At 68.9% G+C, this 23446-nt stretch carries 22 protein-coding genes and 1 pseudogene; 5 read left to right on the forward strand and 18 right to left on the reverse strand.

Going from position 1 to position 23446, the window contains the following annotated elements; translation table 11 throughout:
* Positions 1 to 150 precede the first annotated feature (150 nt).
* From AB0D57_RS20600 to AB0D57_RS20625, 6 genes are all read right to left on the reverse strand, one after another.
* The gene (locus tag AB0D57_RS20600) at positions 151 to 993 is read right to left on the reverse strand and encodes a nitrilase-related carbon-nitrogen hydrolase (protein WP_362074499.1); all 843 of its coding nucleotides are present in this window, start codon (positions 991 to 993) and stop codon (positions 151 to 153) included.
* A 155-nt stretch (positions 994 to 1148) separates the two neighbouring features.
* Positions 1149 to 2690 (reverse strand): PucR family transcriptional regulator, encoded by a 1542-nt coding sequence (locus AB0D57_RS20605; RefSeq protein ID WP_362074502.1) that lies wholly within the window; start codon positions 2688 to 2690, stop codon positions 1149 to 1151.
* Between the two features lie 151 nt (positions 2691 to 2841).
* Entirely contained in the window at positions 2842 to 4125 is a 1284-nt protein-coding gene (locus AB0D57_RS20610; protein ID WP_362074505.1) for an aspartate aminotransferase family protein, read from the reverse strand.
* Positions 4122 to 4964 carry a nitrilase-related carbon-nitrogen hydrolase gene (locus AB0D57_RS20615; RefSeq protein WP_362074508.1) on the reverse strand — a complete coding sequence of 281 codons (843 nt, stop codon included), beginning with the start codon at positions 4962 to 4964 and terminating at the stop codon, positions 4122 to 4124. Before AB0D57_RS20615 ends, AB0D57_RS20610 begins: the two co-directional genes overlap by 4 nt.
* 180 nt (positions 4965 to 5144) lie before the next feature.
* Positions 5145 to 6857: a hypothetical protein gene (locus AB0D57_RS20620; protein WP_362074511.1), complete on the reverse strand. Its 1713-nt coding sequence runs from the start codon at positions 6855 to 6857 to the stop codon at positions 5145 to 5147.
* Positions 6858 to 6913: 56 nt separating this feature from the next.
* Positions 6914 to 7198 (reverse strand): helix-turn-helix transcriptional regulator, encoded by a 285-nt coding sequence (locus AB0D57_RS20625; RefSeq protein ID WP_362074514.1) that lies wholly within the window; start codon positions 7196 to 7198, stop codon positions 6914 to 6916.
* Positions 7199 to 7230: 32 nt separating this feature from the next.
* On the opposite strand from AB0D57_RS20625, the gene map reads away from it, so the two are divergent.
* Positions 7231 to 7998, forward strand: coding sequence for a type I methionyl aminopeptidase (gene map / locus AB0D57_RS20630; protein WP_362074517.1), 768 nt, complete (start codon positions 7231 to 7233; stop codon positions 7996 to 7998).
* Positions 7999 to 8129: 131 nt separating this feature from the next.
* Here the strand turns inward: map and ggt are convergent, their stop codons facing one another.
* Positions 8130 to 9926: a gamma-glutamyltransferase gene (gene ggt, locus AB0D57_RS20635; protein ID WP_362074520.1), complete on the reverse strand. Its 1797-nt coding sequence runs from the start codon at positions 9924 to 9926 to the stop codon at positions 8130 to 8132.
* A 103-nt stretch (positions 9927 to 10029) separates the two neighbouring features.
* On the opposite strand from ggt, the gene AB0D57_RS20640 reads away from it, so the two are divergent.
* Complete coding sequence (locus AB0D57_RS20640) at positions 10030 to 10788, forward strand: hypothetical protein (protein WP_362074523.1); 759 nt, start codon at positions 10030 to 10032, stop codon at positions 10786 to 10788.
* 116 nt (positions 10789 to 10904) lie between these two features.
* Entirely contained in the window at positions 10905 to 12473 is a 1569-nt protein-coding gene (locus AB0D57_RS20645; protein ID WP_362074525.1) for an alpha/beta fold hydrolase, read from the forward strand.
* A 48-nt stretch (positions 12474 to 12521) separates the two neighbouring features.
* Here the strand turns inward: AB0D57_RS20645 and AB0D57_RS20650 are convergent, their stop codons facing one another.
* From AB0D57_RS20650 to AB0D57_RS20695, 10 genes are all read right to left on the reverse strand, one after another.
* Positions 12522 to 13412, reverse strand: coding sequence for an amino acid ABC transporter permease (locus tag AB0D57_RS20650; RefSeq protein ID WP_362074528.1), 891 nt, complete (start codon positions 13410 to 13412; stop codon positions 12522 to 12524).
* Positions 13409 to 14053 (reverse strand): amino acid ABC transporter permease, encoded by a 645-nt coding sequence (locus tag AB0D57_RS20655; RefSeq protein WP_362074530.1) that lies wholly within the window; start codon positions 14051 to 14053, stop codon positions 13409 to 13411. Before AB0D57_RS20655 ends, AB0D57_RS20650 begins: the two co-directional genes overlap by 4 nt.
* 11 nt (positions 14054 to 14064) lie before the next feature.
* Positions 14065 to 14991, reverse strand: coding sequence for a glutamate ABC transporter substrate-binding protein (locus tag AB0D57_RS20660; RefSeq protein WP_362074532.1), 927 nt, complete (start codon positions 14989 to 14991; stop codon positions 14065 to 14067).
* 17 nt (positions 14992 to 15008) lie between these two features.
* Positions 15009 to 15752 (reverse strand): amino acid ABC transporter ATP-binding protein, encoded by a 744-nt coding sequence (locus tag AB0D57_RS20665; protein WP_362074535.1) that lies wholly within the window; start codon positions 15750 to 15752, stop codon positions 15009 to 15011.
* 111 nt (positions 15753 to 15863) lie between these two features.
* Positions 15864 to 16337, reverse strand: a complete 474-nt coding sequence (locus AB0D57_RS20670; RefSeq protein ID WP_362074538.1) for a DUF6278 family protein — start codon at positions 16335 to 16337, stop codon at positions 15864 to 15866.
* An 81-nt stretch (positions 16338 to 16418) separates the two neighbouring features.
* Positions 16419 to 17198 (reverse strand): exodeoxyribonuclease III, encoded by a 780-nt coding sequence (locus AB0D57_RS20675; RefSeq protein WP_362074541.1) that lies wholly within the window; start codon positions 17196 to 17198, stop codon positions 16419 to 16421.
* 75 nt (positions 17199 to 17273) lie between these two features.
* Positions 17274 to 17909: an MBL fold metallo-hydrolase gene (locus tag AB0D57_RS20680; RefSeq protein ID WP_362074544.1), complete on the reverse strand. Its 636-nt coding sequence runs from the start codon at positions 17907 to 17909 to the stop codon at positions 17274 to 17276.
* 68 nt (positions 17910 to 17977) lie between these two features.
* On the reverse strand, positions 17978 to 19273 hold the full coding sequence (gene pcaC, locus AB0D57_RS20685) for a 4-carboxymuconolactone decarboxylase (protein ID WP_362074547.1): 1296 nt from the start codon (positions 19271 to 19273) through the stop codon (positions 17978 to 17980).
* Positions 19274 to 19441: 168 nt separating this feature from the next.
* Positions 19442 to 19750, reverse strand: coding sequence for a hypothetical protein (locus AB0D57_RS20690; RefSeq protein WP_362074550.1), 309 nt, complete (start codon positions 19748 to 19750; stop codon positions 19442 to 19444).
* Positions 19747 to 20553, reverse strand: a complete 807-nt coding sequence (locus AB0D57_RS20695; RefSeq protein ID WP_362074553.1) for a site-specific integrase — start codon at positions 20551 to 20553, stop codon at positions 19747 to 19749. Before AB0D57_RS20695 ends, AB0D57_RS20690 begins: the two co-directional genes overlap by 4 nt.
* A gap of 295 nt (positions 20554 to 20848) precedes the next feature.
* On the opposite strand from AB0D57_RS20695, the gene AB0D57_RS20700 reads away from it, so the two are divergent.
* Positions 20849 to 21661 (forward strand): class I SAM-dependent methyltransferase, encoded by an 813-nt coding sequence (locus AB0D57_RS20700; protein ID WP_362074556.1) that lies wholly within the window; start codon positions 20849 to 20851, stop codon positions 21659 to 21661.
* 114 nt (positions 21662 to 21775) lie between these two features.
* Positions 21776 to 22583: pseudogene (locus AB0D57_RS20705) on the forward strand (transposase family protein).
* Here the strand turns inward: AB0D57_RS20705 and AB0D57_RS20710 are convergent.
* Positions 22584 to 23027, reverse strand: coding sequence for an Arm DNA-binding domain-containing protein (locus AB0D57_RS20710; protein WP_362074559.1), 444 nt, complete (start codon positions 23025 to 23027; stop codon positions 22584 to 22586).
* Positions 23028 to 23446: the final 419 nt, after the last annotated feature.

Here is a 23446-nt window from a genome sequence, read left to right on the forward strand (position 1 = left end):
CTCCCTCTCCTTCCGGTCGTGTGTGCACTGAGGGAATACCGAAGCTGTTAAAAGCTGAGGTCAACGCTGTTTCCTCGCAAGAAAGCCGGTGAGGAACACGGTGCCGCGGGCCCGACCCCCCGCGTGCCGGGCCCGCGGAGCGCGGTGCGCCTACGGCGCGGTCAGCGGCCCGTACGTCCCCGGAGCGCGGTCCCGGTAGAACTGCCACCGGTCGCGCACCTCGCGGAGCTTGGCCATATCCAGGTCGCGGACGACGAGTTCCGTCTCCTTGTCGCTCGCCACCTCGCCGATGAACTGGGCTTCCGGGTCCACGAAGTACGAGGTCCCGTAGAAGTCGTTGTCGCCGTACTCCTCGACGCCCACCCGGTTGATCGCGCCGATGAAGTACTCGTTGGCGACGGCCGCGGCCGGCTGCTCCAGCTGCCACAGGTAGCCGGACAGACCGCGCGAGGTGGCCGACGGGTTGAAGACGATCTCGGCACCCGCGAGGCCGAGAGCACGCCAGCCCTCGGGGAAGTGCCTGTCGTAGCAGATGTATACGCCGATCCTGCCGACGGCCGTGTCGAAGATCGGCCAGCCGGAGTTGCCCGGGCGGAAGTAGAACTTCTCCCAGAATCCCGGGACCTGCGGGATGTGGGTCTTGCGGTACTTGCCCAGGTAGGAGCCGTCGGCATCGATCACGGCGGCGGTGTTGTACAGGACGCCGGGCTGCTCCTCCTCGTACATCGGCAGCACGAGGACGATGCCCAGTTCCTTGGCCAGTGCCTGGAAGCGCTGGACGATCGGGCCTTCGGGGATCTGCTCGGCGTACTCGTAGAACGCCTTGTCCTGGACCTGGCAGAAATAGGGCCCGTAGAAGAGCTCCTGGAAACACAGCACCTGTGCGCCCTGCGCGGCCGCGTCGCGGGCCGCCTGCTCGTGGACCTGGATCATCGACTCCTTGTCGCCGGTCCAGGCAGTCTGGAAGACGGCGGCGCGGATCACTCTGCTCATCGGGACCTCCGGTCGCTCGGTGTGCGAGGAGCCTAGAAAGCCCGGGGAGCCGCTTTGAGTTGCACCGTGTCACGTCTGCGGGCGCGCGGCGTTCCACCGTGTCACGCCGGCGTCGACTCATGTTTCCTCACCGTTTTCCCACGTCGTTGCATGTTTCATCTCTGTTGCGCGTCGTGCGCGAGGAGCGCGATGTGCATGGAGGCTGCCTGCTCGAAGTCGTCGAGATCGACGCCGAGGCGTGCCTGTATCGCCTCCAGACGCCGGTACAGCGCGGGCCTGCTGACGTGGTGCAGCTGCGCGGTGCGGGACTTGTTGCGGCCGGTCGCGAGATACGTCCGCAGCACGGGCAGCAGCTCCGACTCGGCGTCGGCCCCGCACAGCAGCCCGTCCAACTCCCGCTCGGCGAAGGACTGGACGTGCGGATCGTCCCTGAGCAGCCGCACCAGCCCCCGCAGATGGACGTCACGCAGCCGCACGAGCGCCGGCCGACTGTCCGGGTCGGCCGGTGCGTCGGCAGCGGCCTCGGCGACGTGCAGGGCCTCGCGCAGACCGCCGGGGACGTCGTCCCACGCGGTGCGCGCTGCGGCGGCCGCCACGGTCGTACGGGCGCCGGTCTCGTGCCGCAGCCGGGCGGCGAAGTGTTCGGCCAGCGCCTGAGCGTCCTGGTCCCGGGCGAGGCTGAGCAGCACGGCGGTGGCGTCGTCCGCCAGGTCCGCGACCAGCCCGGGAAGCCCCAACAGGCGAAGCACACGGTCGAGTTGGGCCGGATTGCCGTCCCGCACCACCAGCGGTACGAAGGACCGCCGGTTGACGGGCAGCCCGGCCGCCCGCGCCCGCGGGAGCAGCTGCCGGGCCGGTACGACACCGCTCACCAGGTCGGTCAGCAGGCTCTGCGCGGACTGCTCCTCCCAGCTGGGGGCGGAGCCGCCGAGCATCCGGTGCAGGACCAGGGCCTCGGCGGCACGGTCGGCGAGCAGCCGTCCGGTGGCCGCGTCACCGCGATAGCCGCACAGCACGATGCGCCCCCAGCGCTCGCCGCGTCCGCCCAGTTCGGCCCGGATCCACCCGTCGCCCTCGCTGCCGCCCGCCTGTCGCGCTATGCGCTCCCAGTCGCGCAGCACGTCGTCCACGGCGGACCGCTCCCCCGCCGTGGCCAGGACCCGGTGGGCGAGGTTGGTGACGACGACGGGACAGGCGGCGTGCCCGGCGATCTCGTCGAGCATCCGCTGCAGCGGGGCACCAGAGGTGATGAGCCCGGTGAGCGCCGTCCGCACGGCCTCGGAGAGGCTCACGGCCGCGAACTTCCGCCGCACCAGCCGGGATTGGACCTCCTCGGTCAACTCAGCGAAGGGAAAGGGCCGATGGAGCACCACCATCGGCAGCCCGCACCGCTCGGCCGCGCGGCGCATCACGTCCGGCGGTGTCGGGAAGGCACGGCCGAGGACGACGGCCGCGGCCTCCGCGCGGTGCAGCGAACGGATGTACTCGGCCTGCGCGTCCGGGTCACCGGCCAGCAACACCCCGGTGGTGAGCACCATTTCGCCTCCGGTGAGCATCACGCCCACGTCGGCGGCCTCGGCGACATGCACCCAGCGCACGGGCCGGTCGAGATGGCCGGCGCCCGCCACCACCTCGGGCTCTCCGGCGAGCACCCGGTCCAGGGTGAGGACCTGGCGTACCGACAGGGCGGTGGTCACTACCTTCCTCCTTTTTTGGAGGCTCGGTTCGCCTCCGGGGCGCTCCAGCCGGTGTCGAGGGGCCGATCGTGCTCGCCCCTTCGGGCCTCCGCGCGTTCGGCCCCTCGACACCGGCGCGCCCCTTCGGCTCACTCGCCCTGGTCACGTTCTGCTACTGGGTGGACCTCAGTGCGCGCTCCAGGATCGCCGCGCCCTCTTCCGCCTCCGCGACGGTGAGGGTCAGCGGGGGCGCGATGCGCAGCACGCTGGTGTTGTGAGCGCCGCCCTTGCCGATCAACAGGCCTTCTTCGCGGGCCGCTTCGAGGGCGGCGGCCGCGGCGGCGGGACTGGCCTTGTCCGTGCCCGGCTCGACCAGCTCGACGCCGATCATCAACCCGCGCCCGCGCACCTCCCGTACGCCGTCCAGCTGCGCGGTGATCGCCCGCAGCCGCTCGAGGAGCAGACCGCCGACGCGCCGGGCGTTGCCCTGGAGGTCGTGTTCGAGGAGGTACGTGAGATTCGCCAGGCCCGCCGCCATCGTGACCGGCGAGCCGCCGAAGGTCGAGATGGAGTTGGAGTCGAGGCAGTTCATGATCTCGGCGCGCGCGACGACGCCGCCGATGGACATGCCGTTGCCGATGCCCTTGGCGAAGGTGAGCATGTCGGGCGGGCCCGCGGCGGCGTGCGCCTGCCAGCCCCAGAAGTGCTCGCCGGTGCGGCCCCAGCCGGTCTGCACCTCGTCGGCGATCCACAGGATGCCGTGCTGGTCCAGGACCTCGCGGAGGGCCGCGTAGAGGCCGTCGGGCGGCGTGGTGAAGCCGCCGACGCCCTGGATGGGTTCGGCGATCAGGGCCGCGGGCGGGCGGATGTGGCCGAGCAGGTCCTTCAGGTCCTCGACGCAGGCCGCGATGAACTCGGCGTCGCTCAGATCGGCAAACGGGCCGCGGGTGCGGACGCCGCCGTGCACGTACAGCGTCTGGAGAGGTGAGAGCGAGGTGGGCGACCAGCCCTTGTTGCCGGTGATGCCGACCGCGCTGAACGAGCGGCCGTGGTAGCTGTTGCGCATCGCCAGGATCTGGTTGCTCTGCCGGTACGCGGTGGCGAGCAGCAGGGCCGTGTCGTTGGCCTCGGTGCCGGAGGTGGTGAAGAAGACGCGGGCGTCCGGGATGCCGGACAACTGGGCGATCCGCTCGGCGAGTTCGACCATCGGCCGGTTGAGGTAGAGCGTGGAGGAGTGGATGATCCGCCCGGCCTGCTCGCTGATGGCCTTCGTCACCTCGGGCAGCGCGTGCGCGGTCATCGTGGTGAGGATGCCGCCGAAGAAGTCGAGGTACTTGTTGCCGTCCGCGTCCCAGACGTGGCGTCCCTCGCCGTGGGTGATCTCGATCGGGTCCTCGTAGTACAGGGCGAGCCAGTCGGGCAGCACCGCCTTGTGCCGCGCGTACAGGTCGGTCACGGCTGCACCAGCCCTTCGTACGCGTCGGGACGGCGGTCGCGGTAGAACGCCCACTGCTGACGGACTTCCTCGATCAGGTCGAAGTCGAGATCGCGGACCACGAGTTCCTCGGCCTTGTCGCTCGCGGTCTCGCCGACGAACTGGCCGCGCGGGTCGACGAAGTACGACGTCCCGTAGAAGTCGTTCTCGCCGTACTCCTCCTGCCCCACCCGGTTGATCGCGGCGATGAAGTACTCGTTGGCGACGGCCGCCGCGGGCTGCTCCAGCTGCCAGAGGTAGGCGGAGAGGCCGCGGGAGGTGGCGGAGGGGTTGTAGACGAGCTGGGCGCCGTTCAGACCGAGCTGCCGCCAGCCTTCCGGGAAGTGGCGGTCGTAGCAGATGTAGACGCCGATCTTCCCCACCGCGGTGTCGAAGACCGGCCAGCCGACGTTGCCCGGTTTGAAGTAGTACTTCTCCCAGAAGCCCTTCACCTGCGGAATGTGGTGCTTGCGATACTTGCCGAGGTAGGTTCCGTCGGCGTCGATCACGGCCGCGGTGTTGAAGTAGAAGCCGGACTGCTCCACCTCGAAGACGGGCACGACGATGACCATGCCGGTCTCGCGGGCGAGCTCCCGCATCCGGGTGACGGTGGGCCCGTCGGGCACGGGCTCGGCCCAGCGGTAGTGCTCGGGCTCCTGGACCTGGCAGAAGTAGGGGGCGTTGAAGACTTCCTGGAAGCCGATCACCTGGGCACCCTGCCGGGCCGCCTCGCGGGCGTGCTCCTCGTGCTTGGCGACCATGGATGCGGTGTCGCCGGTCCAGGTGGCCTGGACCAGAGCGGCGCGTACGACGTTGGCCATGAGCTGCTCCTTCGACGGGACGTCAGAGAGCCTCTACGCCCGTAGACAAAGGCTGTAGAGGCTTGAAAGTAAGCCCCCCGGACAGCCTTGCCAAGACCATCGCCGTTAACCCGCTGAGTCGATCACGTTTCGCACCCCTGTGGGTGAGCGGTCGATCGCGCGAACGCCCGTTCGGGTGACTCAGGCGGTGAACCCCGCCACCCGCAGGGCGTGCACCAGGTCCCAGTGGCACTGCTCCGAGACACCCCGGGCAGCCGCGAGGAGGAGGGGGACGAGACGTCCCGGGTCCGCCTCCACGCTGCGGGCCGCCTCTTCGGGGGTGCGGACGCGTACGTACGCGTCGAGCAGCGCCTGGAGATCGCGCCGGCGGCCCTCGTCGGCGAGGCCGAGCACGGCGGTCCCGATCTCGGGCGCGGGCCGGGCGACGCCCTGGCGCAGCATCTGCCGGCCGTCGTCCACGCGACCGGCCGCGACGAGTGCGTCCGCGGCGCCGACCAGCCGGTCGGCGGGGAGCGAGGCCGCCGCCTCCCACAGCAGGGTGGCCCAGTCTGCGTCGAGGCCCGCGCGGTGCAGTTCGGCGGCGAGCAGCGGGAAGCGGGGCGCGGGCCAGTACGCGGCCTCCACGAGCACGGCGTGCGCCTCGCCGCTGCGCCCCTCGCGGCGCAGCCTGATCAGCGTCTGAACGGTCTCGGTGGTGGCCCGCCGCGCGTCCTCGTCCAACGGCTGCGTGCGCGGCTGCGCCGGCTCCTCGGCGGCACCCGCGAAACGGGCGCCACGGGGCTGCTTACGGCCGCTCGTCGCGGCCGGGGCGGGCAGGGGCGGCGCGGCCGTCTCCGGGACGGCCACGGGAGCCGTCTCCGCCTCCTCCTCCATCATTCCGGCGAAGCGGGCGCTGCCCCGGGCGCGGCGCTTGGAGCGCTGCTTGGGGGCGGGGCCGGGAGCGGGGTCGGGGCGTGCGGTGGGGGCCGTGGCGGGCTGGGGGCCGTCGGGCCGCTCGGGCCGCTCGGCGGGGACCGCGTAGGGGTCGCTTCCCTGACCCGGTCGGGCAGGCGCGTAGGAGCCGGGGCGCGGACCGGTACCGGGCTGCTCGTAGGAGTCGTAGGCGTCAGGACGGTGCAGCGCCGGGTCGTACGATCCGGCGCCGGACGTCACGGAGTGATCCAGGGCCGCGAACCGCGACCGTGGTCCCGTCTGCTCCGGAACGATCGGGTGTCGGCGGGCCGCCGCCTCCGGACTGCCGGGCCCCGCCTCGGCCGCACGCTCCTCCGGCCCCTGCCGGGCCCCTCGCGCTAAGCCTCCCGCCTCTTCCGCGCCTCCCACCCGAAGCACGTCTCCGCCCGCGCGCCCCGAAATTTCGAGCGCGCCCGACGCATGGGTGCGCAGGGCGCTTCGGTCCAGGTTCTCCGTGCGGAGGCGCAGCTCGGCGCAGCGGGCCACGGCCCGTTCGTGGTCGTCGTGGGCCCAGGCGAGGTCGATCCGGAGGGACTCGGCCTCCCTCTGGGGGCCGGCCGAGTGGAGCTGCCGGCCCAGCTCCGCCACGCGCTCCGCGGCGTAGCGCTGTTCGCGGAGCGTGACATCGAGGCGGTCACCGAGGGCATCTCGGCCGCCGGGCCGGGCGTCGTACGCGGCGAGCGAGGCGCCGTGCAGGGAGCGGGCCCGCTGGACCTCCTGGGCGGCGGCCTGGGCGCCGTACTCCGCGGCGAGGTCCTGGAGGAGCGCCTCCACGACATCCCACGGGGGCACTTCCCAGCCCTCCAGCCAGGCTCGCATGCCGTCGGGGTCACGCTGCCAGAACACTGCGCACCAGCCGCCGTCCTGACCGAGCCGTTTCATCAGCCCGCTCAGGTATCTCGCGAACTCCCCCACCTGAACCGGGAGTTGTTCCACAGCCATCACACAACTCCCCGCCAGACTGAAGTGTTCCGACCCGGTAGAAAACACCCTCCGTGTTACGGAACCGCTACGGGAAGTTTTCCGACGGGGCGCAGAGTGCTGTGAGCGAGGCTGTGAGCAAGATCATCCATGGACAGCCCGAGCGCTCCCGCCAGCGCCGCCACCGTGAAGAAGGCGGGAGTCGGGGCCCGTCCGGTCTCGATTTTGCGCAGGGTCTCGGCGGAGATACCGGCGGTCGCCGCGACCTCCACCATGCTGCGGCCGCCGCGGGCCTCACGCAGCAACTGCCCGAGGCGCTCGCCGCGTTCACGTTCTTCGGGGGTCAGGGGGGTACGTACCATGGCACCATTCTAATACCGGTATAGTAATTGGCATGGTGGAACTGAAGACGGACACGTCGATCGACGCGATGTACGAGGCGGGACAGGTCGTGGGCAGGGCCCTCACGGCGGTGCGGAAGGCGGCCGATGTCGGCGTCTCCCTGCTGGAGTTGGACGAGGTCGCGCACCAGGTGCTGCGCGACGCGGGAGCCGGCTCCCCCTTTCTCGGCTACTGCCCCTCCTTCGCGCCCACCCCGTTCCCCGCGGTCATCTGCGCCTCGGTGAACAACGCGATCGTGCACGGCATCCCGGACGGCTACCGGCTGCGCGACGGTGACCTGGTCTCCATCGACTTCGGCGCCGAACTCGGCGGCTGGGTCGGCGACTCGGCGATCAGCTTCATCGTGGGCGAGCCCCGCGCCGGGGACACCCGACTCGTCGAGACCGCCGAGCGCGCCCTCGCGGCGGGTATCGAGGCGGCCGTCGTCGGCAACCGCATCGGGGACATCGCGCACGCCATCGGCACGGTGTGCCGCGCGGCGGGGTACGGCATCCCGGACGGCTTCGGCGGCCACGGCATCGGCCGCCGTATGCACGAGGACCCGGGCGTCCCGAACGAGGGCCGTCCCGGCCGCGGAATGCCCCTGCGCCACGGCATGGTCCTCGCCATCGAGCCCATGCTCATCGGCGGCGGCACCGACGGCTACCACGCGGCCCCCGACGGCTGGACCCTCCGCACGAACGACGGCTCCCGCGCGGCCCACGCCGAACACACGGTGGCCATCACGGACGCCGGGCCGCGTGTGCTGACGGCGCGCTAGCGCTCCGCTGCTCGCCGAAGAAGGGTCGGTGCGTTGTCGGGTGCGGGACGTGCGTGGGGCTTGTCGTGCCCACACCGCGGAGCCGCACATGTCACAGCCCCGCGCCCCTTTCGGGGCGCGGAACATGACGTCTACGACGTCGGCCGTACCACCATCGCCGACCCGCCCCCGCGCCGTACCTTCTCCGCCGCGGCCAGCCACTGGCCGTTGGACAGGCGCTGGACGCCCGTTGCCGCGCCGATCTCGGGGTTCAGCCTGAAGGAGTGGCCGATGGCCTCCAGTCGGGTTTTGAGCGCGCTGTCGTACAGGCCGGGTTCGAGCTCCGTCTGAGCCGCGTTGCGCTGGCTGGCGCGCGGCGCGGCGATCGCGTCGACCAGAGGGAGCCCGCGGTCCACGAACTGCGTCAGGGTCTGCAGGACGGTCGTGATGATGCTCGCGCCGCCCGGCGAACCGAGCGCCACGACCGGCTGGTTGTGCCGGTCCAGGACGATCGTCGGCGAGATCGACGAGCGCGGCCGCTTGCCGGGGCCCGGCAGGTTCGGGTCGTGCACGGCCGGGTTGGCGGGCGCGAAGGAGAAGTCCGTCAGCTCGTTGTTGAGGAGGAAGCCGCGGCCGGGAACCGTGATGCCGCTGCCGCCGGTCTGCTCGATGGTGAGCGTGTAGGCGACGACGTTGCCCCACTTGTCGGCCACCGTGAGGTGCGTGGTGTTCTCGCCCTCGTACGTCGTCGGGGCGGCCGTCCCGGCGGTGGAGCAGGCCGCCGGATCGCGCGGGTCTCCCGGCGCGAGCGGGCTCGTCAGCACCGCGTCGTCCTTGATCAGGCACGCGCGCGAATCGGCGTACCGCTGCGAGAGGAGTTCCTTCGTCGGTACGTCCTCGAAGGCGGGGTCGCCCAGCCAGCGCCCCCGGTCCGCGAACGCGATCCGGCTCGCCTCGATGTAGCGGTGCAGGTACTGCGCCTCGCTCGCCTTCGAAAGGTCGGTGCTCTCAAGGATGTTGAGCGCCTCGCCGACCGTCGTGCCGCCGGACGAGGAGGGCGCCATCGAGTAGACCTTCAGGTCGCGGTAGGCCGTCTTCGTCGGTGCCTGCCGCTTCGCCTCGTACGCCGCGAGGTCCGTCAAGGACAGCCTGCCGGGTCTGGCGTTGTAGCCCGAACCCGGGTCCACCGGCGGCCTGTTCACGGTGGCCACGATGTCCTTGGCCAGCTTCCCGTGGTAAAGGGCACCGACGCCCTTCTTGCCCAACTCCTCATAGGTGCGGGCCAGATCGGGGTTGGTGAAGGTCGAGCCGACCACCGGGAGCGAGCCGCCGGGCAGGAACAGCTCGGCGGTGTCCGGGAAGTTCTTGAAGCGGGCCTGGTTGGACTCGGTCTGGGTGCGGAAGGTCGCGTCGACCGTGAAGCCGTCGCGGGCGAGCCGCTCGGCGGGCTTCAGTACGGTCGAGAGCCGCTTGCTGCCCCAACTGTCGAGCGCTGTCCGCCAGGTGGCGGGCGTGCCCGGGGTGCCGACGCCCAGTCCGCTGGTGACGGCGTCCGCGAAGGCGAGCGGCTTGCCGTCCTCCAGGAACAACCCCGAGTCGGCGGTCAGCGGCGCCGTCTCACGGCCGTCGATCGTATGCACCGTACGGGATGTGGCGTCGTAGTAGACGAAGTACCCGCCACCGCCGATCCCGGACGAGTAGGGCTCGGTGACGCCGAGGGCCGCGGCCGTGGCGACGGCGGCGTCCACCGCGTTGCCGCCCTTCTTCAGGACCTCGATCCCCGCAGCGGAGGCGTCCGCGTCGACGCTCGCCACGGCGCCGCCGTACCCGACCGCGACGGGCACCTTCGCCGGGGTGGCGTCGGAGGCGGGTGGCGCCGCCGCGCCGATCGACACCACTGTGGCCGAAACCGCTAAGACCGTTAGATTCCGCGCAACAGCACGACGCATCCGTACCTCCAGTCAACAGCCCTCTGCGCAGCGTAACTTCACCACCGGCCTCCCGTCAGGCTCCCTCGAACACCGGTCCGTACTCCCGCTAGCATGCGCGCACATGAATGACGACGTGCGCAACATCCTCCTCGGCGTGGTCGCGGCCGGCCTCAGCGCCACGCTCGGCTGGCTCGCCCGTACGTATCTGTGGAAGCGCAAACTCCGCCGCAAGCAGGCGTTCTTCGGGCTGCCCGACAACTCCGAGTCGCTGCTGGTGGTGAACCGCGAGGCGGGCGGCCCGGAGCTCACGGTGATGCGCTACGACGTGTTCGCACTGCTGGAACTCTCCGCACTGATCAAGGACTGCGGCGCACACGCCCAGGTCGTCGCGCACGACGCGGCACAGCAGGGATTCGGCGAACGGACGGAGTTCTGCGTGGGCGGGCCGGCGTCGAACCGCCGTATGGCCGCGCATCTGCACTCCCTGCTGCCGGGCATCCGCGTGAACATCGACGCCGAACCGGGCCCCGACCGCGGCGCCTTCCAGATCGGCAGCGAGCGCTATCGAGTGGAGTCGGGCAAGGGCGAGTACGTGATCCTCGCCCGGCTCGTCGCGGGCCAGGACCGCGGCACGAGACCCGTCTTCCTCTTCTGCGGCCAGCGCGCGATCACCAACCAGGCGGCAACCCGCTACCTCGCCCGCAACCACGAGCGCCTGGCGCGCAAGAACGGCACCGGCTCCTTCGTACTGCTCCTGAAGGTGGTGAACTCCCAGGCGTACGGTGCCGATGTCGTCGAACTCGTGGCGGACGTGACCCGGACCGCCCAGACCCCGCTGCCGACGACCGTGCCTGCGCGCAATTCCCATCGCGCCTCCTAGGTTTCAAGAACATTCAACAATCGTTACTCGCACGTAACTTACCAGCGGGTTACCTCCGGTAAGTCGGCGAGGTTACCGTCTGGTCACTTCCCATTGACACGTGTGAGGAGTGACCCGTGGGCCACCATCGCCATGCCCTGCGTACGACCGCCGTGGGGGCCGTCTCGGCGACCCTGATCGCCGGCAGTGCCCTCGGATTCGCCCCCACCGCGCAGGCCGCGTCCGCCGGTATCCGATTCGTCGACATCTCCGGAGACGGCGGCACGGTCCTCAAGGCCAACGTCGTCACCCCCGCGAACGCCGACAGCACCGCCACCTATCCGCTCCTGGTGCTGCCGACGAGCTGGGGCACGCCCCAGGTCGAGTACCTCGCACAAGCCCAGAAACTCGCCGACTCCGGCTATGTGGTGGTCACTTACAACGTCCGCGGCTTCTGGCAGTCCGGCGGAGAGATAGAAGTCGCGGGCCCACCCGACATAGCCGACGCGTCCAAGGTGATCGACTGGGCACTGGCGAACACCCCGGCCGACGCGCGCAAGGTCGGCATGGCGGGAGTCTCGTACGGTGCCGGCATCAGTCTGCTCGCCGCCGCGCACGACCAGCGGATCAAGGCGGTCGCCGCGCTCAGCGGCTGGGCCGACCTCATCGAGTCGATCTACTCCGGGCGCACCCAGCATTCCCAGGCCGCCGCCCTGCTCGGCGGCGCCGGCTATCTCACCGGCCGGCCCAGCGTCGAACTCCAGCAGACGCTCGACGACTTCTTCTCCTCGAACCTGGCGAAGGAGCCGGAGATGATCGCCTGGGGGAAGAAACGTTCCCCCGAGACCTATGTCGACCAGATCAACGACAACGGCGCGGCCGTCTTCATGGCCAACGCCTGGGGCGACACGATCTTCCCGCCGAACCAGTACGCCAAGTTCTACGAGGAGTTGACCGGCCCCAAACGGCTGGAGTTCCGCCCAGGCGACCACGCCACCGCCGAGGCGACCGGCCTGCTCGGGCTCCCCAACGACGTCTGGACCGACACCGGCCGCTGGTTCGACCACTACCTCAAGGGCATGGACAACGGTATCGACCGCGAGCAGCCGGTCCAGCTCAAGTCCCGCTCCACGGGCGGATACGAGGGCTATCCGGACTGGAAGTCGGTCGGCGCGACCACGAAGAAGATCGCCCTCGCGGGCACCACCACGATCCACACGAACGTCGACTCGGGCGCCGACGGCGGGATCATCTTCCTTTCCAGCCTCCTCGACCAGCTCGTACAACTGCCCCCCGTGGCCTCGATCCCGCTGCTGCCCCGCTACTGGGCCGCCGTCTGGCAGTCGCAGAAGTACACCCGTGCACAACAGGTGCGCGGCACCGCCAAGTTGCACACCACGGTCACCGCCACCAAGGAGAGCGGCACCCTGGTCGCCTACCTCTACGACGTGGGCCCGCTCGGCCTCGGCAAGCTGGTCAGCAACGCGCCGTACACCTTCCACGGACAGACGCCCGGCAAGCCGTTCGGCGTCGACCTGGAGCTGTACTCCACGGCCTACGACGTTCCGGCAGGGCACCGGCTCGCCGTGGTCGTCGACACGGTCGACCCGCTCTACATCGAGCACAACCCGTCCGGCGCGCAGCTGACCTTCTCCTCACCGGCGAACGACCCGTCCTACGTGTCGATTCCCCTGCGCGAGCAGTGATCTCCGGCTGCCGCCGGCCGGGTCTGGCCCTGTGAGCTGCCGCTCCCCCTACAGTCTCGGGGCTGTGGGGGGAGCCCCACCCGGCAGCAGCGTCCCTGGGTCGGCCGGTGCCACGTCCACGGCCTCGGTCTTGGGACTGCGCTGCTCCCACCGGGACACCCACTGGGCGAACCAGGAGAGCAGCATGCACATCCCGATGTAGATCGGCGAGATCACCATCACCACGGGGATGAACGGCAAATCGTAGTCGAGGTTCGACGCGATCAGTTTCCCGGCGTGGAGGAACTCCTCGTAGGTGATCAGATAGCCGAGCGAGGTGTCCTTCAGGGCCACCACGAGCTGGCTGATGATGGCGGGCAGCATGGCCCGCACACCCTGCGGTACGAGGACGTACGACATGACCTGGGTCTTGCGCATACCGAGCGAGAACGCGGCCTCCCGCTGGCCGCGTTCGACGGAGTTGACGCCCGAGCGGAAGACCTCGGCGAGCACCGAGCCGTTGTAGAGCGTGAGCCCCGCGACCAGCGCGGGCAGCGGCTGCACCTTGAGCGCCACGAAGATGAAGAAGATCATCACCAGTACGGGCATGGCACGGAAGAACTCGACGACGAGCGTGGACAGCCAGCGCACCGGGCGGTGGTCCGACAGCCGTCCCGTCGCGAGGATCCCGCCCAGCGCCAGCGAGAGCACCGCGGCCATCGCGAAGGCCTTGAGCGTGTTGCCGAGGCCCCGCAGCAGCAGTTCCTGGATGCCCTTGTACTCGAAGGGCATCCACTTCGTGTACGTGAACTGGTCGGTGTCGAACAGGAGATACAGGACCCAGCCGATCAGGGCGAGGATCAGGACGCTGGACACGACCGCGTACATCCGGTGGCGTTGGCGGGTCCTGGGTCCGGGGATGTCGTAGAGGGCGGTGGTTTCGGGGGCGGTGGCGGTCATCGGGCGACTCCCCAGCGCTTTTCCAGGACATTGAAGATCGCGCTGATGGTGAGGGTGATGATCAGGTACCCGACGGCGATCCAGAAGAAGGTCCAGACGATGTTGTAGCCCAGTTCGCTGAGCGTCTTGTAGGTGCCGAGCAGTTCGTTGACGCTGAACGCCCCGGCGATCGCCGAGTTCTTGGCGAGTGCGATGAGGGTGGATCCGACCGGCGGGATCACCGAGCGGAAGGCCTGCGGCAGGACGACCAGCGACAGGGTCTGGCTGAACGTCATACCGAGGCTGCGGGCCGCCTCGCCCTGCCCCTTGGGCACGGTGTTGATGCCCGAGCGCAGTGCCTCGCAGATGAACGCCGAGGTGTAGCAGCCGAGCGCCAGCACCGCGAACACCTGGAAGGGCAGCACGAGTCCGAAGCGCGGCAGGCCGAGCAGCACCGCGAAGAACAGCAGCGTGAGCGGGGTGTTGCGCAGCACGGTCACCCATGCCGTGCCGAAGGCCCGCAGCGAGGCGACCGGCGCGACCCGGAACGACGCCATCACGAAGCCGAGTGCGAGGGCCAACGCCGAGGCGTAGACGGTGAGTTCGACCGTGCCGAGGAAGCCTTCGGCGAAGGTGGAGAAGTTGTCTGTCAGTACGTTCACGTCGGCCTCGCTCAGCTCGCCGGGTAGCGGTCGATGGCGGGCGGCTGGGGCGCGGGTACTCCGGAGAGCCCGAGCGTCGCCTCGTACGCCTTCTTCCAGTCACCGTTCTTCTCGCGGGCCTCCAACGCGTCGTCGAGTGCGAACCGCAGCGCGTTGTCGCCGCGCGGGACGCCGATGCCGTACGGCTCCTCGGAGAACGGCTTGCCGACGACCTTGAGCTCGTCGGGCAGCTTCGCCGCGTACCCGATCAGGATCGCGTCGTCGGTGGTGACGGCGTCGACCTGGTAGGTGAGCAGGTTGTCGACGCAGACCGAGTACGTGTCGTACGCGACCAGCGTCGCCTGCGGAAAGTCCTCCTTGATGCGCTGGTACGGGGTCGAACCGGCCGCCGAGCAGACGCGCTTGCCTGCGAGGTCCTGCGGCCCTTGGATGTCCTTCTCGTCCGCGCGCACAAGCAGCGACTGACCGGCCATGTAGTAGGGGCCCGCGAAGCCGACGAGCTTCTTGCGCAGGTCGTTGATGGTGTAGGTGCCGACGTAGAAATCGATCTGACCGTTCTGCAGGGCGGTTTCGCGGTTGGCCGAGGCGATCGTCTTGAAGCGGATGGTCTTCGGGTCGAAGCCGAGCGAGGCCGACATCATCCTGGCGATCTCGATGTCGAAGCCGGAGTAGCTGCCGGTCGCCGGGTCCCTCTCGCCGAGGTACGGCTGGTCCTCCTTGACGCCGATGGTGAGGTAGCCGCGCTTCTTGGCGCGCTTCCAGGTGGGCGAGGCCGGGAGCTCAAAGCCTTGTGCCACTTCGTAGTGGGGGAGTTTTTCGGCGGCGGGCCCCTTGGTGGGCGGGCTGCCTTCCTTGCCGCAGGCGGCGGCTGTGACGATGACGACGAAGGTGACGATCAGGGCCGCGAGGGCGCGGCGCACACGTGTCGTACGGCTCATGCGGTGCGCTCCCCCGCTCAGTGCTTGAGGATCTTGGAGAGGAAGTCCTTGGCGCGATCGCTGCGCGGGTTGGTGAAGAACTCCTCGGGACTGCGGTCCTCGACGACGCGGCCGTCGCACATGAAGACGACGCGGTTGGCGGCGGAACGTGCGAAGCCCATCTCATGGGTGACGACGACCATGGTCATGCCGTCACGCGCGAGCTGCTGCATGACCTCCAGGACCTCGTTGATCATCTCGGGGTCGAGTGCCGAGGTCGGCTCGTCGAACAGCAACGCCTTGGGCTCCATGGCGAGGGCGCGGGCGATGGCCACGCGCTGCTGCTGGCCGCCGGAGAGCTGTGCCGGGTACTTCGGGGCCTGCGAGGCGAGACCCACTCTGTCCAGAAGTTCGAGGGAGCGCTTGTCGGCCTCCTCCTTCTTGCGGCCGCGGACCTTGATCGGGGCCAGCGACACGTTCTGCAGGACCGTCTTGTGCGCGAAGAGGTTGAACGACTGGAAGACCATCCCGACGTCGGCGCGGAGCTTGGCGAGGGCTTTGCCCTCCTCCGGCAGTGGCTGTCCGTCGAGCTTGATCACCCCCGACTCGATGGCCTCCAGCCGGTTGATCGCTCTGCACAGTGTCGACTTCCCCGACCCCGACGGGCCGATGACCACGACCACCTCCCCCTTGCCGACGGTGAGATTGATGCCCTGAAGGACATGCAGCTCCCCGAAGTGCTTGTTCACGTCATGCAGCTCGATCAACGGATCGACAGCCATGCCCGGCCCTACCCACTCTCAGCTGTGTCGCAGTCGCCGCAAACTATCCAGACAGAGAGCGCCTTTAATACCCGACACGCACTTTTCGGGCATTAGCCGTATTTAGGGAGCTTATGGTTTACGGCGGGGCAGGTGGGCGTCGGGTTCCCCCTCCGACACCTCCGCGAACAGCTGGGAGAGTTCGGGAGCCCCGCTGGACGCCCAGGTGTGGCCGGAGGCGACCACATCGATCTCCCGGCCGGAGGTCAGACGCACCACGGGATGACCGTTGGGCCAGATCTCCCAGAGCGCACCGGGGATCGTGCGCACGATGACCGAGCCGAGATAGAGGCCGACGTCGTTGCCGAGCCACGGAAGGCTCTCCTCGTCGTCGCGCCAGCGCGGCAGCAGCTGGTCGAGCGCCTCCAACGAGGCGGCGGAGTCGTCGAGTTCGATCCCCGCCTGGTGCGCCTGCGCGCGCAGCAGCTCGCACTCGGAGAGGAGTTCGGCGACGCCCTCGGGGTCGTGGTCACCGTCGGAGAACACCGCGACGCCGAAGGCGAGACCGTGCTTCTTGCGCCAGTTGCCCAGGAAAGAGATGTTCATAGACCCAGCGTGACATTCGCACTCCAGGTCGCACCACAGGCGCGCCCCGGGTACCCCCGAAGGTCATGCTCCGAGGGGCACTCAGACGTCGAGGTCCACCACGACCGGCGCGTGGTCCGACGCCCCCTTGCCCTTGCGCTCCTCGCGATCGACGTACGCGTCCTTGACCGCCTTCGAGAACGCCTGGTTGCCGTACACCAGGTCGATGCGCATCCCGCGGTTCTTGGGGAAGCCGAGCTGGCGGTAGTCCCAGTAGGTGAACGGGTGGTCGTACTTGAGGGGGCGCGGGACCACGTCCGAGAGGCCCGCCTCGCGGAGGGCGGCGAGGGCGGCGCGCTCGGCCGGGGTGACGTGCGTGGCGCCTTCGAAGAGGGCGATGTCCCAGACGTCGTCGTCCGTGGGCGCCACGTTGTAGTCACCCATCACGGCGAAGGGCCGGCTGCCCGCCGCGTCGCCCGCGATCGCCGCCTTGAGTGCCTCGAACCACTGGATCTTGTACGCGTAGTGGGGGTGGTTCACCTCGCGCCCGTTCGGCACATACACCGACCAGACGCGGACCGGGCCGCAGGTCGCGGAGAGGGCGCGGGGCTCTTGGACACCGTCGAAACCGGGGTCGCCGGGCAGGCCCTTGACCACGTCCTCCAGGCCTACCCGGGAGATCACCGCCACGCCGTTCCACCGCCCCGTCGCATGCACCGCCGTCTCGTAGCCCAGCTCGCGCAGCTCGTCCACGGGGAACTGCTCGGCGGCGACCTTGGCCTCCTGGAGGCACAACACGTCCGTGCCGCTGCTCTCCAGCCAGGCGAGAAGCCTCGGGAGACGGGCGGTGATCGAGTTCACGTTCCAGGTCGCGATGCGCATGCTTCACAACCTACCCGGCGGGTACGACAACGGGCCTCCGCGGCCCGCACCGGTGTCCGCCCCCGCCGCCGGCGCTCAGACCTCCGCCGACGCCCCCGGCGCGAGGCGCAGGTGCTCCGAGCCGCCCAGGGCGCCGATCTGGTTGTCGTAGATCGGGCGGGCGAGGTCCGTGAGGAGGGCGTCGTGGATGTCGTACGCGCGCTGCGGCTTGACCTCGCGGACGTACTCGATGACCTCGGCGATCTTGTTCCACGGGGCCATGACCGGAAGCATCAGCGTCTCGACCGGCTGATCGGGGACGGTGAGTGCGTCGCCCGGGTGGAAGACGCGGCCGCCGTCGATGAGGTAGCCGACGTTGGTGATGCGCGGGATGTCCGGGTGGATCACGGCGTGCAGTTCGCCGTGCACCTGGACGTCGAAGCCCGCGGCGGTGAACGTGTCGCCGTGGCCGACGGTGTGTACACGGCCCGGAAAGGCGGTGGAGATCTTCTCCGCGACCGACTTCAGGGTCCAGATCCGGGCCGCCGGGTTGGACTCCAGGCCCGCCCGCAACCGCTCCTCGTTGAAGTGGTCCGCGTGCTCGTGCGTGACCAGGATGGCCTCCGCGCCCACGGCGGCGTCCTCCTCGCTGAAACCACCGGGGTCGATGACGAGCGTGCGCCCGTCCTTCTCGAGACGGACGCAGGCGTGCGACTTCTTCGTGAACTTCATGAGGTCCATCCTGCCCCTGCCGGGGCGGCGGTGGCCCGCTCAGCGTGGTGCTTCCACTGCCAGGATGATCACTCCGTGGGGGTCGTCTCCTCGCGGATGACCTGCTGCGCCACCTTGAACGCGCTGTTCGCGGCCGGCACGCCGCAGTAGACGGCCGCCTGGAGGAGCACTTCCTTGATCTCGACCGGGGTGAGGCCGTTGCGGAGGGCGGCGCGGGTGTGGAAGGCGAGCTCGTCGAGGTGACCGCCCGCGACCAGCGCGGTGAGCGTGACGCAGCTGCGCGAACGCCGGTCGAGCCCGGGCCGGTCCCAGATCTCGCCCCACGCGTACCGGGTGATGAAATCCTGGAAGTCCCCGGAGAACTCGTCCGCCGAGGCCAGCGCCCGGTCCACATGCGCGTCGCCGAGGACCTCGCGGCGGACCTTGATCCCGGCGTCGTAGGGGTCGGGCCTGCCCAGGACCTCGGGCTGCGCGACGGGCGGGGAGATCTCGGCGACCGGGGCGACCGGCGGGGGCGTCGCGAGGGCCGGCTTGACCGGGGCCGCCTGGATCGCCATCTGCCCGGTGGTCGAGTCGTAGGCCGGCTGCCAGGCGGTGGAGAAGTGCCGTACCAGCAGGTCCATGACCGCGGCGGGCTGTTCCACGGGCACCAGGTGCGAGGCGCCGGGTACGACCGCGAGCCGCGCGTCCGGTATGCCGGCGACCAGCGTGCGGGCCTCGGCGGGCCCGGTGACCTGGTCGTCCGAGCCGACCAGGACGAGGGTCGGCACGCCGATATGGCCCAGCTCCGCGCGTACGTCGAACGCGGCAAGCGCCTCGCAGGCGGCGATGTAGCAGCCGGGGTCGGTGGTGCGCACCATCTGCACGGCCCACTCGGTGATCGCGGGCTGGGCGGCGGCGAACCCGCCCGTGAACCACCGCTCGGGCGAGGTGCGGGCGATCGGGTCGAGCCCGTTCGTACGCACGATGACGCCGCGCTGGCGGAACTCGTCGGGCGTACCGAAGCGGGGTGAGGCGGCGATCACCGCGAGCGAGGCGATCCGCTCCGGGTGCCGCAGGGCCAGCTCGATCCCGATGGCGCCGCTGAACGCGCAGCCCGCGTAGCCGAAGCGGGGCACGCCGAGCCCGTCGAGGGTGGCGAGCAGCCGCCCGGCGATCTCGGCGACCGAACCCGCGGGGTACGCGGGGGCTCCGCCGTGGCCCGGCAGGTCGAACCGGAAGATCCGCCAGTTCTTCGAGAGCTCCGGGATCTGCCGGTCCCACATGTGCCATGTGGTACCCAGTGAGGGACCGAGGATCAGGACCGGGGCGTCTTCTGGCCCGTCAAAGCGGTATTGCAGGGTGTTCATCGGTGTCTCACTCACCCGCCTGACCCTTTCATCTGTCACGAGATGTCACATCGCCGGGGTGGACCTAGCGGGCCTTGCCCCGCTCCGGCAGTGCCGGACCTGCCGACGAGAGCCCAGGTATACGTTCTCCGGCATGTACTCGTGGCCGTGTCGGCAGTGGGCCCTCCGGGCGCGTGCCCTCCTTCAGTCGCTACGAGCAACGCTTTCCTCTTTGATCACGGCCTCCAAGCGGTTCCGGTTGCAGCATCGAGTGTGGCGGCACCGACGAGGATCGGTATGGCGCACCTGGAAACCTTCCCGAATCTCGCCCACCAGCAGCTTGAACGCCACACGGTGAACAAGATCTGTCTTCCCCTGGTAGGAGACTTGGCCGTAGCCGGACGCCCGATTACAGCTGCCGGTCCACAACCAGCAGCCGGACTCCGCATCCACCTCAATCTTCCTGGCCATACGGCTCGGCACGTCGCTCGGCCAGTAGACCGCATGGCTCACTCTTGCCCCTCCGCCGCACCCCCGTGCAGGCCATCCCAAGTGGTGGCGGCTCCGCGAAGATCCTCCACGTCCGGCTTCACGTACCACTTCTTGGTGGTCTTCACATTCGTATGTCCGGCCCATCGCGCGAGGATGTGGTCCGGGACACCGTTGTTGGCCAGGAAGGTGAAGCACGACGAGCGCGCGTCGTAGAGCCTGACGCGACGGAGCCCGAGAAGCTCCATAAGCCGGTACGCGCGTCGGCGAAGTTGCTTGATCGTGAAGGCGTCGCCCGCCTCGTGCGCCAGCACGTAGCCCGACACCGTGTACGCCTCCCCCAGAGCGAGCCTCTCCTCGGCTTGGAGAGCCCGGAATGCCTTGAGGGCTCCCAGCACCAGCGCCGGCAGCGGCAGATCCCGCTCACCCGCAAGAGACTTGGTGTCCTTCTCCACCACGTACCGGTTGCCCATCATTGTGCGCGTGTTGGCAATGACGATCGTGGCGCTCTCCAAGTCAACGTCTTCCCACCGGAGGCCGCAGACTTCAGCTGGACGAAGCCCCATCAGCGAAAGAAGAAGCGCAGCATAGAGACGGTCACCCCTAATTCCATTTACGAATTTCTGAACCTCCTGGACGTTCCAGGGCGGCACCTCCTCTTCAGTCTTCCGCTCTTCCTTGCGCGCTCTCCGGGGAATGGTCACGTACGCAGCGACGTTGACGTACACCAATCGCCGGGTAACGGCTCTCCCTAGCGCTTCCTTCAGCCGAGCGAGGCTCATATCCACACTCGTGACACTGAGTGAGGTTTTCTCAGTGGTGATCACTTTCAGATTCCGTTGAGAACGCGGCGACGCGGGTGAGGCCGCCGATGCGGTTGGGGCTGAGCGTGACGTGCGGCGGCTGCGTCATCGCTGCTTGAGCTCGACGGCAGTCGCTCGCCGAGCGCGCGCACGTGCCGCCCAGCGGGCGCGGAAGATCAACCGTGCGTTGGCGGAGCTCTCCCCGCACGCGCATCCGGGGTTGGATTTCGAGAGCCGTTCGAGCTGCTCGTGGCCACTGGTTGGTTGGCGAATCCGACAGCGTAGTAGGCCAGTCCGCCTCCGTGTAACGTCCGGATTCATGGGTGATCTGGCAGGGCGCTGGCGGGAGTTGAACAAGGCGTACTGGGACGAGCGGGTGCCCATTCATCTGGGCGCGGCGTTCTACGACATGGAGGGGTTCCGCGCCCGGCCCGATTCGCTGAAGGACTTCGAGACGGCCGAGGTGGGGGATGTCAGGGGTAAGCGCCTGATCCATCTGCAGTGCCACTTCGGCCGGGACACGCTGTCGTGGGCGGTACGAGGAGCCCAGGTCACCGGGCTGGACTTCTCTCCACCTGCGATCAAGGCGGCTTCACAACTCGCAACCGAACTCGGCATCGACGGACGCTTCCTGACCGCGGACGTCTACGACGCGGTCTCGGCAGTCGAGGGGGAGACCTTCGACATTGTCTACGTCAGCTTCGGGGCGCTGAACTGGCTTCCCGACATCAGCCGCTGGGCGTCGGTGGTCGCTGAACTGCTCGCTCCCTCTGGGTACCTGTACCTTGCGGAGTTCCATCCCTTCAGCTTCGTCCTCGACGACGAGACCGGAAGCACGGTCACACACGACTACTTCGATGAAGGTCCGGAAGCCTCGGGAGGCCCCGGTACGTACGCCGATGAGGCGGCAACGACCGAGGACAACGAGACCGTCGAGTGGCGGCACAGTCTGTCGACCGTTGTCTCGGCGATCGCCGGAGCTGGGCTACGGATCCAGTTTCTTCACGAGCACGACTACACCTTCTACCTCCAACGCCAGTCGCTTGAGCGCCACGACGGCGACATCTACCGGCATCCCGAGAGCGCTCCGCGCATCCCCCTCACCTACTCGATCCGCGCCGAGAAGGCTTGAGCCACTCGATCGAGCGCGGATCGGGTATGCGGGCCCCGGGCTCTAACAGACGTGAAGCCCCTGGTAGGACAGGCCTCCCTCACAAGATCGTCCGCTGAGCCGGAGGCCCCACCTTTGGTCATCTATGCTGCCGCGCTCGACGTTCCGCGCCATGTCGTGGAGCACCCGTCCCGTCTGCTGGCCGCACACCGACGACGCATCGGCACTCCGCGCGGCAGTCGCGCGCTCGGCCCGTTCCGCCAGGCCGTGCTGGTCCTGCGCTGGTTTCGCGAACGCGGATGCGTACACTGCCTGGCCCGAGACGCCGGCGTCTCCCAGGCCACGGGCTACCGCTATCTCCACGAAGGCATCGACGTCCTCGCCGACCAGGCCTCGGACCTGCACCAGGTCCTGGACCGCTGCCACCGCGAGGGCATGACTCACGTGATCCTCGACGGCACGCTGATCGAGTCCGACCGCATCGCTGGAGTCCGCGACAACGGCAACGACCTGTGGTTCAGCCAGAAACACAAGGCCTTCGGCGGCAACGTGCAGTTCCTGTCCGCCCCGGACGGCACACCGCTGTGGGTCTCCGACGTCGAGCCCGGCTCCACACCCGACATCACCGCCGCCCGCATCCACACATTGCCCGCGCTGTACAGGGCCGCCGCCGACGGCCTGCCCACCCTCGCCGACAAGGGCTACATCGGCGCGGGGATCGGCATCCTCGTCCCGGTCCGGCACCCGAAGGGCCACTCCGAACAGACCCTGGACTCGGACACGCGCACCCAACAGCCTGATCAGAGGCGTCTGCGCCCTCGGTGAACGCGCCGCAGCCGAGCTCGAGCAACGGTGGCGAACCCTGCAGCACGTCACGCTCAGCCCCAGCCGGATCGGCAACATCGCCCGAGCCGCCCTCGTTCTCAACGGCATCTGGAAATGATCAACGCTGAGAAAACGTCAGTGGCGTCCCGGCCCTTTTACCACGCACGCGGCCATGCGCCAGCGCCCAGTCCCTCCACTCTTCCACGTGCTCTTCAGTAAGGTCCTGGAGACGGATATTGCCGAGCCTCCCCCGAACTCGGTCCAGGGTAATCCCGTAGTTGTAGATGGTGGTTTCTTCGAGGTCCTCCGCTTTCATGGCCATCCATCGGTCGAGCCACTCATTCACGGTGATCTTATTGGGCGGCACAAGCGACCCATCATGCCGCCGATTAGTTATGTTCGCGCACTCAGCCCTAGCTTCCTTCAACAAGTCGAAGGTGCGCCTCAACTGCTTATGCTTCCCAGTTTCGGGGTCGATTCCTGCGTCGACAACAAACCGGTATCGAACCTTCCCCTTCGAGTTCGGCGGAAGCTTTTTTATTGGTTCGGACAGGAAACTCACCCTCCTTGAGGGTGTGGAAACTGCACAGGAGCAGAGGAGCCGCTGCGCTTCAGCGAAGGGCGCCGTGGGCATCAGGGCTGCAGCAGGTGGTGCCCCTTCTCTTCCTCCCCGGTGGGTTTGGGGAGCGCTGCCCTCTGTGTCCGCTACGGCTCCACCGCCAAGTACAGCCAAATGCGGACCTGCTCAATGGTCGCGACGATCGCCGGTTTGGCCAACCGGAAATCTTGGTCTATGTTGCGCTCGCGCTCCGAAAAGAGGCTCGCCCCGACTGCCAGCCTCGACGCCGATCGATCCGCCCTCGTCCGGGCCGCCGCTCGCTCTCCGCTAGTACTCCAGTTGTAGATCGCGATCTTCATGCCTGAGTGGCTTGTCGCTGGTAGTGGCTGTCCTGGGATCGGGCCTGGTGGCGGCGTCGCCAG

The sequence above is a fragment of the Streptomyces sp. NPDC048275 genome (genome assembly GCF_040652275.1).
GTDB lineage: Bacteria > Actinomycetota > Actinomycetes > Streptomycetales > Streptomycetaceae > Streptomyces.

Bases quoted from the DNA above. Each gene is read 5' to 3' on its own strand.
- AB0D57_RS20600 (WP_362074499.1), bottom strand. From the start codon at position 993: ATGAGCAGAGTGATCCGCGCCGCCGTCTTCCAGACTGCCTGGACCGGC.
- AB0D57_RS20615 (WP_362074508.1), bottom strand. From the start codon at position 4,964: ATGGCCAACGTCGTACGCGCCGCTCTGGTCCAGGCCACCTGGACCGGC.
- AB0D57_RS20620 (WP_362074511.1), bottom strand. From the start codon at position 6,857: ATGGCTGTGGAACAACTCCCGGTTCAGGTGGGGGAGTTCGCGAGATAC.
- AB0D57_RS20625 (WP_362074514.1), bottom strand. From the start codon at position 7,198: ATGGTACGTACCCCCCTGACCCCCGAAGAACGTGAACGCGGCGAGCGC.
- map (WP_362074517.1), top strand. From the start codon at position 7,231: ATGGTGGAACTGAAGACGGACACGTCGATCGACGCGATGTACGAGGCG.
- ggt (WP_362074520.1), bottom strand. From the start codon at position 9,926: ATGCGTCGTGCTGTTGCGCGGAATCTAACGGTCTTAGCGGTTTCGGCC.
- AB0D57_RS20640 (WP_362074523.1), top strand. From the start codon at position 10,030: ATGAATGACGACGTGCGCAACATCCTCCTCGGCGTGGTCGCGGCCGGC.
- AB0D57_RS20650 (WP_362074528.1), bottom strand. From the start codon at position 13,412: ATGACCGCCACCGCCCCCGAAACCACCGCCCTCTACGACATCCCCGGA.
- AB0D57_RS20660 (WP_362074532.1), bottom strand. From the start codon at position 14,991: ATGAGCCGTACGACACGTGTGCGCCGCGCCCTCGCGGCCCTGATCGTC.
- AB0D57_RS20665 (WP_362074535.1), bottom strand. From the start codon at position 15,752: ATGGCTGTCGATCCGTTGATCGAGCTGCATGACGTGAACAAGCACTTC.
- AB0D57_RS20670 (WP_362074538.1), bottom strand. From the start codon at position 16,337: ATGAACATCTCTTTCCTGGGCAACTGGCGCAAGAAGCACGGTCTCGCC.
- AB0D57_RS20675 (WP_362074541.1), bottom strand. From the start codon at position 17,198: ATGCGCATCGCGACCTGGAACGTGAACTCGATCACCGCCCGTCTCCCG.
- AB0D57_RS20680 (WP_362074544.1), bottom strand. From the start codon at position 17,909: ATGAAGTTCACGAAGAAGTCGCACGCCTGCGTCCGTCTCGAGAAGGAC.
- AB0D57_RS20700 (WP_362074556.1), top strand. From the start codon at position 20,849: ATGGGTGATCTGGCAGGGCGCTGGCGGGAGTTGAACAAGGCGTACTGG.